10 protein-coding genes are annotated in these 12,676 nt (G+C 69.3%); 6 read left to right on the forward strand and 4 right to left on the reverse strand.

What is annotated here, in order from left to right:
- Positions 1-110: 110 nt before the first annotated feature.
- The 6 genes from MYL53_RS09605 to MYL53_RS09630 all read left to right on the forward strand — a co-directional run bounded on the left by MYL53_RS09605 (position 111) and on the right by MYL53_RS09630 (position 8,137).
- Positions 111-710: an ANTAR domain-containing response regulator gene (locus tag MYL53_RS09605; RefSeq protein WP_345740368.1), complete on the forward strand. Its 600-nt coding sequence runs from the start codon at positions 111-113 to the stop codon at positions 708-710.
- Complete coding sequence (locus tag MYL53_RS09610) at positions 707-1,738, forward strand: CmpA/NrtA family ABC transporter substrate-binding protein (RefSeq protein WP_247853571.1); 1,032 nt, start codon at positions 707-709, stop codon at positions 1,736-1,738. The genes MYL53_RS09605 and MYL53_RS09610 overlap by 4 nt, the downstream gene beginning before the upstream one ends.
- Positions 1,739-1,979: 241 nt before the next feature.
- Complete coding sequence (locus MYL53_RS09615) at positions 1,980-3,368, forward strand: NAD(P)/FAD-dependent oxidoreductase (RefSeq protein ID WP_247853572.1); 1,389 nt, start codon at positions 1,980-1,982, stop codon at positions 3,366-3,368.
- Positions 3,365-5,884, forward strand: coding sequence for a nitrite reductase large subunit NirB (gene nirB / locus MYL53_RS09620; RefSeq protein WP_247853573.1), 2,520 nt, complete (start codon positions 3,365-3,367; stop codon positions 5,882-5,884). The genes MYL53_RS09615 and nirB overlap by 4 nt, the downstream gene beginning before the upstream one ends.
- Positions 5,885-6,058: 174 nt before the next feature.
- On the forward strand, positions 6,059-6,433 hold the full coding sequence (nirD, locus tag MYL53_RS09625; protein ID WP_247853574.1) for a nitrite reductase small subunit NirD: 375 nt from the start codon (positions 6,059-6,061) through the stop codon (positions 6,431-6,433).
- Positions 6,434-6,721: 288 nt separating this feature from the next.
- Complete coding sequence (locus MYL53_RS09630) at positions 6,722-8,137, forward strand: PhoH family protein (protein ID WP_247853575.1); 1,416 nt, start codon at positions 6,722-6,724, stop codon at positions 8,135-8,137.
- Between the two features lie 249 nt (positions 8,138-8,386).
- Here the strand turns inward: MYL53_RS09630 and MYL53_RS09635 are convergent, their stop codons facing one another.
- The 4 genes from MYL53_RS09635 to MYL53_RS09650 form a co-directional block, all read right to left on the reverse strand.
- Positions 8,387-8,605 carry a hypothetical protein gene (locus MYL53_RS09635; protein WP_247853576.1) on the reverse strand — a complete coding sequence of 73 codons (219 nt, stop codon included), beginning with the start codon at positions 8,603-8,605 and terminating at the stop codon, positions 8,387-8,389.
- 80 nt (positions 8,606-8,685) lie between these two features.
- Positions 8,686-9,954, reverse strand: a complete 1,269-nt coding sequence (locus tag MYL53_RS09640) for a GGDEF domain-containing protein (RefSeq protein WP_247853577.1) — start codon at positions 9,952-9,954, stop codon at positions 8,686-8,688.
- Between the two features lie 125 nt (positions 9,955-10,079).
- A complete protein-coding gene (locus tag MYL53_RS09645; protein ID WP_247853578.1) occupies positions 10,080-10,748 on the reverse strand; it encodes an alpha/beta hydrolase in 669 nt (222 codons plus the stop codon).
- A gap of 72 nt (positions 10,749-10,820) precedes the next feature.
- Entirely contained in the window at positions 10,821-12,590 is a 1,770-nt protein-coding gene (locus tag MYL53_RS09650; RefSeq protein WP_247853579.1) for an SLC13 family permease, read from the reverse strand.
- Positions 12,591-12,676 lie beyond the last annotated feature (86 nt).

The raw sequence follows: 12,676 nt of genomic DNA on the forward strand, positions 1-12,676 counted from the left end.
CAGAACGCGGCGCCGTCGTGATGCCGATCACCCGATGCTGCGCCGCGACGGTGCTGGAACGGTTGTTGCATGACCCTTCCAGACCGTTCACGCCATCACGAGCCATGCCCATGACCCCATCCCCGCCCTTGCGCATCCTGCTGGTCGACGACGAGAGCGTCCGCGCCGCCATGGTCGAGGAGGCCCTCGGCCAGGAGGGGCACGAAGTGATCTGCCACCTGCAGAGCCCGGCCAGCCTCAACGACATGGTCGAGCGCCACGCGCCCGACGTGGTCATCATCGACATGGAATCCCCCGACCGCGACACCCTCGACAGCATGTCGCAGCTGCATCGCCAGAACCCGCGGCCGGTGGTGTTCTTCGCCGACCAGCACGATCCCGAGTCCATGCAGGCCGCCCTCAAGGCCGGCGTCAGCGCCTACGTGGTCGACGGCCTGGTGCCGACCCGGGTCAGGGCGATCCTCGAGGTCGCCGTGGCCCGCTTCGACGCCTTCCAGTCGATGCGCCAGGAGCTCGACCGCACCCGCAACCAGCTGGCCGAGCGCAAGCGCATCGAGAAGGCAAAGGGGCTGCTGATGAAGCACCAGAACTGTGACGAACCCCAGGCCTACCAGACGCTGCGCAAGCTGGCCATGGATCGCGGCCAGCGCATCGGCGAGGTGGCCGGCAACGTGATCGATATCCTCGAAGGACTGGAGAAAGGCCTATGAGCATGCCCCAAGCCGCCGAGCGGACCCATCTGGCGCTTGGCTTCGTCCCGCTGCTGGACGCCGCCCTGCCGATCGTCGCCCGGGAGGGCGGCTTCTTCGCCGCCGAGGGGCTCGAGGTCACGCTGTCTCGCGAGAGCGCCTGGTCGACCCTGCGCGACAAGCTGGCCGCCGGGCTGCTGGATGGCGCCCAGCTGCTGGCCCCGCTGCCGCTGGCCATGAGCCTCGGCGCCTCCGGGCCCGCCTGCGACACCCTCGCGCCGCTGGTGCTCGGCCGCCACGGCAATACGCTGGTGCTGTCGGCCTACTGGTCGGAGGGCATGGCCGCGCCCCTGGACGACTCCCCCGGCGGCCACGACCCGGCCGTCAACGCCCGGGACTTCGCCGAACGGCTGCGTCGGCGCGGCACCACACGCCCGCGGCTGGCCATGGTCCACCCCTTCTCCAGCCACCACTATCAGCTGCGCGACTGGCTGACCCTGGGCGGCCTCGATCCCGATCGCGACGTCGAGCTGGTCGCCCTGCCGCCGTCGCGCATGGTCGAGGCCCTCGAGCAGGGGCGCATCGACGGCTTCTGCGTCGGCGAGCCCTGGGGCAGCCAGGCCGCCCATCGCGGCGGCGGGCGCATCGTCGCCACCGGCGCTCAGCTGTGGCCCGACCACCCCGAGAAAGTGCTCGGCGTCACCCGCGACTGGGCCGAGCGGCATCCGGCCACGCTTCAGGCCATGATCCGTGCCCTGATCGCCGCCGCCGGCTGGCTGGCCGAGTCGCCCGAGCACCGGCGCCAGGCCCGCGACTGGCTGACCCTGCCGCCCTACCTGGACCGCGCCATGGATCACCTGCCGACTCTGCCGCTGGGCGAGGCGCCGGTGGATCAGCGCCTCACCGGGCTGCGCCCCGCGGCCGACGAGCTGGCCCCGGTGGTCGAGCACCTGGCCCGCCAGCTCGGCGAGCCGCTCGAGCGCGCCGCGGTCGAGGCCTGCTACAGCCCCGTGCATGTCGACACCGCCACGCACCAGGAGCGTGCATGACGGCGCTGCCAGGGACCGCCTCGCCAGCGATCATCGCCCGATGATGATTGCCTAACGTTCTGAGTTTTCTGATTTTCACCGCGTCCTGGCCCGAACCTTGATAGGTAAAGACCAGAACGGAGGGCGCGGCCCTCCGGCGGTCAACGGCGACCGCACCTCGAAGTCCAGACGAAGACGTCTCCACGCTCCCCAAAGTCGGGGAGCGTCGAGGCGTCTTCTGCGTTTATGGAGGGAATCCGAGATGAATCCCGATGACCCGACAGCCACAGAGGCAGTGCTCGATGATTCGGCGCCATTGCCCATCGGTCACCTGGTGATCGTCGGCAACGGCATGGCCGGCCAGCGGCTGGTCGAGGCGCTGGTCCAGCGCCACGGCGCACCCCGCCGCATCACCCTGATCGGCGCGGAACCCTGCCCCGCCTACAACCGCATCCTGCTGTCGCCGCTGCTGGCCGGCGAGATGGAGCGCGAGGCGCTGACCCTGCGCGCCGCCGACTGGTACGCCGAACGCGGCGTCGAGCTGATCCTCGGCGAGCGGGTCGAGCGCATCGACCGCGCCGCGCGCCGCCTGACCACCGCCGGCGGCCGCGAGATCGCCTACGACCGCCTGGTGCTGGCCACCGGCTCCACCCCCGCCCTACCGCCGGTCGATGGCCTCGAACTCGACGGCGTGCATGCCTTCCGCGATCTGGACGACGCCGCCGCCCTGACGGCGGCCGCCGAACGCGGCGGCCGCGCGGTGGTGATCGGCGGCGGCCTGCTGGGCCTGGAAGCCGCCGAGGGGTTACGTAAAAGAGCGCGTGCCGGCATGTCCGTGAGCGTGCTCCAGCGCGCCTCCCGGCTGATGAACCGCCAGCTCGACGCCACCGCCGCCGGCCTGCTCGAGGCCGAGCTCGCGGGCCGCGGCCTCGAGATCATCACCGGCGCCGACCTGGAACGCCTGGAGGACGACGGCCGGGGGCGCGTCTGCGCCGTGCGCCTGGCCGACGGTCGCCGGCTGGCCGCCGACTGCGTGGTGCTGGCCATCGGCATCGCGCCCAGCGTCGAACTGGGTCGCCAGGCCGGTCTCGAGGTGGAGCGCGGCATCGTCGTCGACGACCGGCTGACCAGCAGCGATCCCGCGATCCACGCCCTGGGCGAATGCTGCGAGTTCGAGGGCCGCACCTATGGCCTGGTCGAACCGATCTGGCGCCAGGTCGAGGTGCTGGCCGCTTGCCTGTCATCACGCTCGGCCGACGACACGACGCCCGACGACGAGACGCCGCGTTACGTCGAACAGCCATGTGCCGCCAAGCTCAAGGTCAGCGGCATCTCGCTGTATGCCTTCGGCCCCATCGAGTCCGACGACGACCACGAGACGCTGACCTACCACGACCCCGAACACGGCGACTATCGCCGGGTGCTGCTGCGCGACGGCCACCTCGAGGGCGCCGTGCTCTACGGCGACACCGCCGCCGGCCCCTGGTACTTCGAGCAGTCGCTGGCCGGCCGGGACCTTAGCGCCTGCCGTCAGGCGCTGCTGTTCGGCCAGGCCGATGCCAGGGCGCTGCTCGACGCCACGCATTCCGCGACACCGCATCCCGCCACGCCCCACGCCCAGGACCGCTCCCCGCAGGAGGAAGCCGCATGAACACGCCCACCCAACGTCCCCCGCTGATCATCATCGGCAACGGCATGGTCGGCCATCATCTGGTCGAGCAGCTGATCGAACGCGGCGCCACCGAGCACTACCGCATCACGGTGTTCGGCGAGGAGCGCCACCGCGCCTACGACCGCGTGCACCTGTCCGAGTACTTCGCCGGCCGCGATGCCCAGTCGCTGGCCCTGTGCGACGCCGACTTCTACGCCGAGCACGGCATCGAGCTGCGCCTGGCCGAGGAAGTCACCGCCATCGACCGCGACGCGAGCGAGGTGGTCACCGACCGGGGCCGCTATCCCTATGCGCGGCTGGTGCTGGCCACCGGCTCCACTCCCTTCGTGCCGCCGGTGCCCGGCCACGAGCGCGACCACTGCCTGGTCTACCGCACCCTGGACGACCTGGACGCCATCCGCGCGGCGGCCGAAGACGCCACCACCGGCGTGGTGGTCGGCGGCGGCCTGCTGGGCCTGGAGGCGGCCAACGCCCTGCGCGGCCTGGATCTCGACACCGCCGTGGTCGAGTTCGCCTCCCGGCTGATGCCGATGCAGGTCGACGCCGAGGGCGGCGATCTGCTGCGCGAGAAGATCGAGGCGCTGGGCGTGCAGGTACTCACCGACCGCGCCACCCAGCGCATCGAGGACGGCCAGGCCAGCCGCCACCGCATGGTGTTCCAGGATGACAAGGTGCTGGAGACCGACCTGATCGTGTTCTCCGCCGGCATCCGCCCCCGTGACCAGCTGGCCCGCGACTGCGCGCTGGACATCGGCGAGCGCGGCGGTGTGATGATCGACGACCGCTGCCTGACCAGCGACCCGGCGATCCTCGCCGTCGGTGAGGTGGCGCTGTGGCAGAACAGCATCTTCGGCCTGGTGGCCCCCGGCTATCAGATGGCCAAGGCGGCCGCCGATACCCTGCTGGGCGGCGAGCTGACCTTCGAGGGCGCCGACATGAGCACCAAGCTCAAGCTGCTCGGCGTCGACGTGGGCGCCATCGGCGACGCCCACGGCAACCGGAATCCCGGCGCACGGACCTTCCGCTACCTCGACGAGCTCAAGCAGGAATACCGCAAGCTGGTGGTCTCCGGCGACGGCAGGAAGCTGCTCGGCGCCATGCTGGTGGGCAACAACGACGCCTACGACACCCTGATGCAGGTCTACAGCAACGGCCTCGAGCTGCCCGAGGATCCGGCGGCGCTGATCGTGCCGTCCTCAGAGGGCGCGCCGACCCTGGGCGCCGATGCCCTGCCCGACGACGCCACCCTCTGCTCGTGCCACAACGTCACCAAGGCCGCGATCTGCGAGAGCCTCGACGCCGGCGCCATGGACCTCGGCGCGGTCAAGGCCGAGACGAAGGCCAGCACCGGCTGCGGCGGCTGTGCGGCGCTGCTCAAGAACGTGGTCGACCACGAGCTCGAGGCCCGCGGCGTGGAGGTCGACTCGTCGATCTGCGAGCACTTCGCCCATACCCGCCAGGCGCTCTACGACATCGTGCGCGTCGAGGGCATCCGGACCTTCGGCGAGCTGATCGACAAGCACGGCCACGGCTCACCACACTCGCCAGGCTTAGGCTGCGATATCTGCAAGCCGGCGGTGGCCTCGATCCTGGCCTCCTGCTTCAACGAGCCGATCACCGACGCCGCGCACATCCCGCTGCAGGACACCAACGACACCTTCATGGCCAACATGCAGAAAAACGGCACCTACTCGGTGGTGCCAAGGGTCCCCGGCGGCGAGATCACCCCGGACAAGCTGGTGGTGCTGGGCCAGGTCGCGCAGAAATATGACCTCTACACCAAGGTCACCGGCGGCCAGCGCATCGACCTGTTCGGCGCCCGGCTGGAGGACCTGCCCGACATCTGGGGCGAGCTGATCGCGGCCGGCTTCGAGACCGGCCACGCCTACGGCAAGTCGCTGCGCACCGTGAAGTCCTGCGTCGGCAGCACCTGGTGCCGCTACGGCGTGCAGGACAGCGTGGGCATGGCGATCCGACTCGAGCATCGCTACAAGGGCCTGCGCTCGCCGCACAAGCTCAAGTTCGCGGTCTCCGGCTGTACCCGCGAGTGCGCCGAGGCCCAGAGCAAGGACATCGGCGTGATCGCCACCGAGCACGGCTGGAACCTCTACGTCTGCGGCAACGGCGGCATGCGCCCGCGCCACGCCGAGCTGTTCGCCACCGACCTCGACGACGCACAGCTGATCACGATCATCGACCGCCTGCTGATGTTCTACGTGCGCACCGCCGACCGCCTGCAGCGCACCTCGGTATGGCGCGAGAATCTGGAGGGCGGCCTGGACTACCTCAAGGCCGTGGTGCTCGAGGACAGCCTGGGGATCAATGAGGAGCTCGAGGCCCAGATGCAGACCGTGATCGACGCCTACGAGTGTGAGTGGGCGGGCGCCATCAACGACCCGGAGAAGCTCAAGCGCTTCCGCAGCTTCGTCAACGACGCACGGCCCGATCCGGACATCATCGTCACCGAGGAGCGCGGCCAGCTACGACCGGCCTAAATCGGTTGTGCTCGACACCGGGATGAGCTGATCCGGCGACAAGCCCCGCGAGGGCGCTATGAACCCATCCTTGGGCGCTACTTTGGCCATCCATGGCCAAAAACCCCTCGCTTGGCCTTGTCCCCGGCGCTCATCCCTCCAGAGATCCGGAAATACGTTCTCGAGGAATCCTCCATGACCACCGCAACCGCAGCAGCCCCGACCATGACCCAGACCTGGCAGACCCTGTGCACCAAGGCCGACCTGGTCGCCCACTCCGGCGTCGCCGCCTGGATCGAGACCGCCGAGGGCACGGCCCAGGCAGCCCTCTTCTACCTTCCCGGCCACGCCACCGAGTTCTACGCCGTGGATCATCGCGATCCCTTCTCCGGCGCCAACGTCATCGCCCGCGGCATCGTCGGCGATATCCAGGGCGAGCCGGTGGTGGCCTCGCCGCTCTACAAGCAGCACTTCCGTCTCAAGGACGGCCAGTGCCTGGAGGACGAGGCGGTGCGCCTGCGCACCTGGCCGCTGCGCCTCGAAGGCGACGAGGTGCAGATCCTGATCTGAGGACCGCGCGGGCCACGAGCACGGCCGGTGCCGAATGCACCGGCCGTGCTCGTCGAGACGTTGACAAAACGTCGATTGTGCAAAGCAACAGCATTGGCCCATGCTGGAATCGAAATCTGCCTGTGACGGTCTGATGAACAGACCGCTATCCAACACGAGGAGGTGAGCGCCGAGCCCAGGCCTGCACGTCGCGTCTGTCACGGAACCGACATCCCGCGCTGACAGTGTCGACATCGAGGCGTCATCTGTTTTGACGTCGTCCCGGTGACAATCAGGAGAGCCGCGCCGATGGTACGCATCGACAAGAAAGCCACCCGGCTTTACGTGCTGGACACCAATGTCCTGATCCACGACCCCGCCGCCCTCTACCAGTTCGATGAGCACGAAGTGGTCATTCCCATGACCGTGCTCGAGGAACTCGACAAGCACAAGAACGGCATCCGCGAGATCGCCCGCACCGCCCGGCAGGTCAGCCGGACCCTCTCGGACCTCACCGCCAACGTCGATCTCGGCCAGATCCGCGACGGCATTCCCATCCCGCGCCTCAACGGCCCCGAAGGCCGCCTGCGCCTGCTCTGCTACGACGACCTCGAGACCCCGGACCACCTGGAGAACAGCCCCGACAACCGTCTGCTCACCGAGACCTGCCGGCTCCGCGACGAGCGCCCCGACGCCTCGGTGATCCTGGTCACCAAGGACATCAACCTGCGGGTCAAGGCCGCCGCCGTCGGCGTGCCGGTGGAGGACTACCTCACCGACCGCGCCTTCGACGACAGCGACGCCATGCTCGGCGGCGCCCGCATCTATCCCGACGCGGGCCACGACGGCCGCGGCCTGTGGGAAAGCCTCAAGGCCGACGTCAAGGTCGAGCGCGACGACAGCGGCAAGATGGTCTATCGCCTGAGCGGCGAGATCCCCACCGACTGGCACCTGGGCATGCTGGTCTCCGACAGCGACGATGAGGCCAGCTTCGAGGCCATCGTGCGCGAGCTGGGGCCGAATCACGCCCACCTGGAGCTGCTCACCAACTATCGCCACGGGGCCAGCGTGTGGGGCGTCCACGCCCACGACAGCCGGCAGAACTTCACCCTCAACCTGCTCATGGACGACGATATCGACCTGGTCACCATCGCCGGCAGCGCCGGCACCGGCAAGACCTACATGACCCTCGCCGCCGCCTTCCAGCAGACCCTGGACACCAAGCGCTTCGAGCGCATCGTCTTCACCCGGGCGCCGATCTCGATGAGCGAGGACATCGGCTTTTTGCCCGGCACCGAGGAAGAGAAGATGTCGCCCTGGATGGGCGCCTTCCACGACAACATGGACAACCTGCTGCGCGACGAACACGACGGCAGCACCACCTGGAACCAGGAGGCCACCCGCCAGCTGCTGGGCTCGCGGGTGCAGATCCGCGCCCCGGGCTTCATGCGCGGCCGCACCCTCAACGATACCTTCCTGATCATCGACGAGGCGCAGAACTTCACCCCGAAACAGCTCAAGTCGCTGCTGACCCGGGCCGGGCGCAACACCAAGATCGTCTGCCTGGGCAACGTGGGCCAGATCGACACGCCCTATCTCACCGCCAACACCTGCGGCATGGCGGCGGTGGTGCAGCGCTTCCGCGACTGGCCCCATGCCGGCCACGTCACCCTGAAGAGCGTGGAGCGCTCGCGCCTGGCCCTGGCCGGCGAGGAGCTGCTCTGATCCCCTGAGACATCACCCGGAACGACACGGGCCGGCACCTCTCGGTGCCGGCCCGTTTGATTCGTGCCGACGTGATCAGCTACCGCGGTGGAAGGCCTTCTCGATCAGCGCCTCGCTCTCGCTGCCGGGCCCCTTCTTCAGCACCTTGCTGGCCTAGTGGTGGTGATGATGGAGACACACGAAGCGCTGGCAGGAGGCACAGCGCACGCGATCGTCGGGGTTCCGGGTCAGCCGATGCCGAGAACTGCATCAGCTGCCGCGATTGAAGGCCTTCTCGATCAGCGCCTCGCTCTCGCTGCCGGGCCCCTTCTTCAGCACCTTGCTGGCCTCGTGGTAGAGGCACACGAAGCGCTGGCAGGAGGCACAGCGCACGCGATCGTCGGGGTTTCGGGTGCTGGATACCCGCATCAGCCGGCTCCCGCAGCCGGGGCAGCCCACCGGCAGGCGAAGGTCTTCGGACAGGGACATCGGTTTCTCCTTTCCGTTGGATTCCATGCCGATATCCTGACGCACTCGCCGGGCATGTGCCAGGGGCAGACGCCGACGCATCAGGGTCCCACCACGCGATTGCGCCCCGCCTGCTTGGCGCGATACAGGGCCAGGTCGGCTCGATTCAGCGCCTCGTCCAGATCCCCACCGGGCGGCACCAGCGCCAGCCCCAGGCTGACGGTGACGTGCAGACACTCCTCGCCCAGCACCAGCTCGGTGTCGGCCACCGTCTCGCGCAGCCGCTCGAAGATGCCCTGCGCCTCGTCGGGGTCGCCGTCGGACAGCATGACCGCAAACTCCTCGCCACCGATCCGGCCGATCAGGTCGTAGGGGCGCAGGCAGTCGCGGCAGATGTGGGCGAAGGTCTGCAGGGTGATATCGCCGGCGGCATGGCCGTAGGTGTCGTTCAAGGCCTTGAAGTGATCCAGGTCGAGCATCGCCACTACCACCGGGCGATGATGACGCTCGGCACGGGCCAGCACCGCGCGGCCGTTGGCTCGGAAACCGCGGCGATTGAGCACGCCGGTCAGCATGTCGGTACTGACCAGCGCCTCGGTGCGCGACTCCACGCGCTTGCGCTCGGTCGCATCCAGCCACCAGCCCTCCCAGACGGTCTCGCCCTCCGCGACGCGGCGCGCCTCGGCGCGTGCCTCCAGCCAGCGTTCGCCGTCAGACAGGCTCAGGCGGAAGGACTGATGCCAGGGCGTCAGCCCTATCGCCGAGCGGGCCAGCTCGCCTTCCACCGCCTCGCGATCCTCCGCGGCCACCCGCTGAAGCCAGCGCCTCGGCTCGGCGCTCAGCGTCTCCGGCGACAGGCCACACAGCGCCTCGACGCCGGCGCTGAGATAGTCGAAGCGCCAGTCTCCCCGCGGCGTCTGGCGCAGGCGAAACACCGCCCCGGGCAGACGCCCGAGGGTCGCTTCCAGCAGGCGCAACCGAGCGTGTTCGTCACGGGCCGGCCCCACCAGGTGGTCGACATCGCAAAGCGTCACCAGCCAGCGCGGCGCAGCGCCAGCGGGCAGTGCCCGGATGTGCGCCAGCTGATAGCGACGCTCCCCGCCGATGCGACAGCGGACCTCGCCCTGCCAGTCGCCCCCCGCGGCCACGCAGCCGGCCAGGCCACGCACCAGGGCACCGCCCAGCGGGTCTTCGTCGAGCTCGTGGCAGCGGCGCCCGACCCGCGCCTCGCTGCCGACACTGGCCTCAAGCACGATCCCCTGGCGGTCCACCACCAGGGCGATGCCAGGAAAGTGCTCCAGCAGTGCGCGTGAAAGAGCGCCGGGCGCGGCGTCACGCCGCCGGCGCCAGCGGTTCGGAATCCATGACATGCCCCGCATCCTTGGGGCCTCCATTGCGATGCGATGAGAGAAGAACGATGACTCTTCCCCTAGCGTAGGGCATCACTACCGCCTTGCCTCACCCTCGCTTCCGGCACCGCCGGTGCGGCACAGTCTCAGCGCGCCAGCCGGGCGGCGAGCCAGCGGCCGATGTCGGCCACCTGCTGCGGGCAGACGGCATGGGCCATGGGGTACTGACGATAGTGGACCGGATGGCCCTGCGCCTCGAGTCGGTCGCGGGCGGCCTGGCCCAGCGCCTCGGGTACCACCGGATCGACGTTACCGTGATGGATCTCGATCGGCAGCTCGCGGTTGGCCTCGGCAGGCTCGAGGCTGTCCGCGGTGGCCAGGTAGGTGGACATGGCGAGCAGCCCGCCCAGCCGCTCGGGAAAGGTCAGCGCCGCCTGATAGGCCACCGCCCCGCCCTGGGAGAAGCCGGCGACGATGATGCGCTCGGCGGGCACGCCCTGGGCGATCTGCGCGCGGATCAGGTCCTGGATGCGCTCGGCGGAGGCCTTGAGCTGCGCCTCGTCGACGCGACGATCGAGGTTGGCCTCGAGGATGTCGTACCAGGCCGGCATGGTCATGCCGCCGTTGATCGTCACCGGCAGGCGCGGCGCATGGGGCAGGATGAAGCGGACGTCGAGATCGTCCGGCAGGCCCAGCGCCGGCACCAGCGGCTCGAAGTCGTGGCCGTCGGCGCCCAGGCCGTGGAGGATGAACACGCAGGCGTCGGCGGGTCGCCCGCTGCGTGGCTCGATGATCAGCTCGTCGGTTACGCTCATGGCTCGTCTCCAGCACAAAAGCGACACCCTAGCGCAAAGCGCCGCGGTCGGCGAGAGGCGCCCGGCCAGGCGTCAGAACGGCCAGATCAGGGGAATCAGGCCCAGCGCCACCGCGGCGGTCAGCAGGTTGAGCGGCGCGCCCACCCGCAGATAGTCGCCGACACGATAGCCGCCGGGTCCATAGACCATCAGGTTGGTCTGGTAGCCGATCGGGGTCAGGAAGCTGGCCGAGGCGGCGAACATCACCGCCACCACGAAGGGCATGGGGTTCACGCCCAGGTGCTCGGCGGCGGCCACTACCACCGGAAAGCTGATCACCGCCGCGGCGTTGTTGGTCACCAGCTCGGTGAGCAGCGCCACCACCAGATAGGTGCCGATCAGCAGCCACCAGGGGTTGCCGTCGGCCCAGCCCATGGCCGTCTGGGCCAGCGCCGCCGCCGCGCCGTTGGCCTCCAGCGCGGCGCCCAGGCCGAAAGAGGCGGCGATGGTCAGCAGCACCTGGGTGTCCAGGCCGCGCTTGGCGGCGCCGATCGAGCAGCAGCCGGTCAGCACCGAGGCCGCCGCCCCCAGCATGGCGGCACTGAGCAGGCTGGTCACGCCAGTGGCGGCGAGCAGCACCACCAGGGCGAGGATGCTCCAGGCCAGCCAGGCGCGCTCATGCACCGGCCGCGCCGAGCCGTTGACCTGGCTGATCAGCAGGAAGTCGCGGGACTGGCGGTGGCGCTCGATGAACGGCGGGCGTGCCTCCAGCAGCAGCACGTCGGCCGGCTGCAGGCGGATCTGCCCCAGGTTGCCGGCGACCCGCTCGCCGCCGCGGCACACCGCCAGCACCGCGGCGCCGTAGAGGGTGCGGAAATGACCGTCGCGGATGCGTTGGCCGATGAACTGGCACTGGTCCGAGACCACCGCCTCCACCAGGCGGCGCTCCTTGAAGTCCTTCTGCAGGCTGGACTCACCGTGGTAGGAGGGAATCAGCCCGCGAATCTGCTGCAACTCCACCGCACCGGCGGAGGTGCCGGCGAATACCAGCCGATCGCCGCCCTTGAGCCGCTCGCCCGGCCCCACCACGCTGACCACGTTACCGTCGCGCTCGATCTCGACCAGGAACAGCTCCCGCAGGTGGCGCAGTCCGGCCTCCTCGACGCTGCGGTCGACCAGCGGGCCGCTCGGGTCCACCTCCATCTCGATGGTGAATTCGCGGGGATTCTCGAACGCCTCGGCGGCGCCGGTGCGCGGCGGCAGCAGGCGTCGCCCCACCAGCAGCAGATAGGCCAGCCCTACCGCCGCCACCGGCACGCCAACCCAGGCGATATCGAACAGCCCCATGTCCAGCGACGGATAGCGCTCGATCATCAGCCCATGCACCACCAGGTTGGTGCTGGTACCCATCAGGGTGATGGTGCCGCCGAGGATGGAGGCAAAGCTGAGCGGCATCAGCAGCCGGTGGGCCGGCAGGCCGAGGCGGCGACTCCAGCTCAGCACCGCGGGAATGAAGGTGGCGACCACCGGGGTGTTGTTGAGAAAGCCGCTCAGCGAGGCCACCGGCAGCACCAGCCGCGCCAGGGCGCGCTGCTCGCCCCGGGGGCGCCCCAGCACGTAGCGGATGATCAGATCAATGCCACCGGTCTCGCGGATGCTCGCGACCAGCACGTACATGAAGGCCACGGTGAACAGCCCGCTGCTGGAGAAGCCGGCCAGCGCCTGGTCCGGGGCCACCACGCCGAGGCCGATCAGCAGGATCAGGGCGCCCATCAGCACCATGTCGGGGCCGATGCGGGTCAGCGCCATCATCGGAAAGACGGCGGCAACGACGACAAGCGAGATCCAGGCGTCCGGGGACATGAGGGGCATTCCAGGGAGAGTACGAACCATCCCATTGTGCCGGCCGCCGTTTATTCTAAAAAGTTATTTTTAGAAATTCATTTAGA

Source organism: Halomonas getboli (assembly GCF_023094245.1).
Classification (GTDB): Bacteria; Pseudomonadota; Gammaproteobacteria; order Pseudomonadales; family Halomonadaceae; genus Halomonas; species Halomonas getboli.

Excerpts from the sequence above, each read along its gene's own strand:
- MYL53_RS09605 (WP_345740368.1), top strand. The coding sequence starts at position 111 with ATGACCCCATCCCCGCCCTTGCGCATCCTGCTGGTCGACGACGAGAGC.
- MYL53_RS09610 (WP_247853571.1), top strand. The coding sequence starts at position 707 with ATGAGCATGCCCCAAGCCGCCGAGCGGACCCATCTGGCGCTTGGCTTC.
- MYL53_RS09615 (WP_247853572.1), top strand. The coding sequence starts at position 1,980 with ATGAATCCCGATGACCCGACAGCCACAGAGGCAGTGCTCGATGATTCG.
- nirB (WP_247853573.1), top strand. The coding sequence starts at position 3,365 with ATGAACACGCCCACCCAACGTCCCCCGCTGATCATCATCGGCAACGGC.
- nirD (WP_247853574.1), top strand. The coding sequence starts at position 6,059 with ATGACCACCGCAACCGCAGCAGCCCCGACCATGACCCAGACCTGGCAG.
- MYL53_RS09630 (WP_247853575.1), top strand. The coding sequence starts at position 6,722 with ATGGTACGCATCGACAAGAAAGCCACCCGGCTTTACGTGCTGGACACC.
- MYL53_RS09635 (WP_247853576.1), bottom strand. The coding sequence starts at position 8,605 with ATGTCCCTGTCCGAAGACCTTCGCCTGCCGGTGGGCTGCCCCGGCTGC.
- MYL53_RS09640 (WP_247853577.1), bottom strand. The coding sequence starts at position 9,954 with ATGTCATGGATTCCGAACCGCTGGCGCCGGCGGCGTGACGCCGCGCCC.
- MYL53_RS09645 (WP_247853578.1), bottom strand. The coding sequence starts at position 10,748 with ATGAGCGTAACCGACGAGCTGATCATCGAGCCACGCAGCGGGCGACCC.
- MYL53_RS09650 (WP_247853579.1), bottom strand. The coding sequence starts at position 12,590 with ATGTCCCCGGACGCCTGGATCTCGCTTGTCGTCGTTGCCGCCGTCTTT.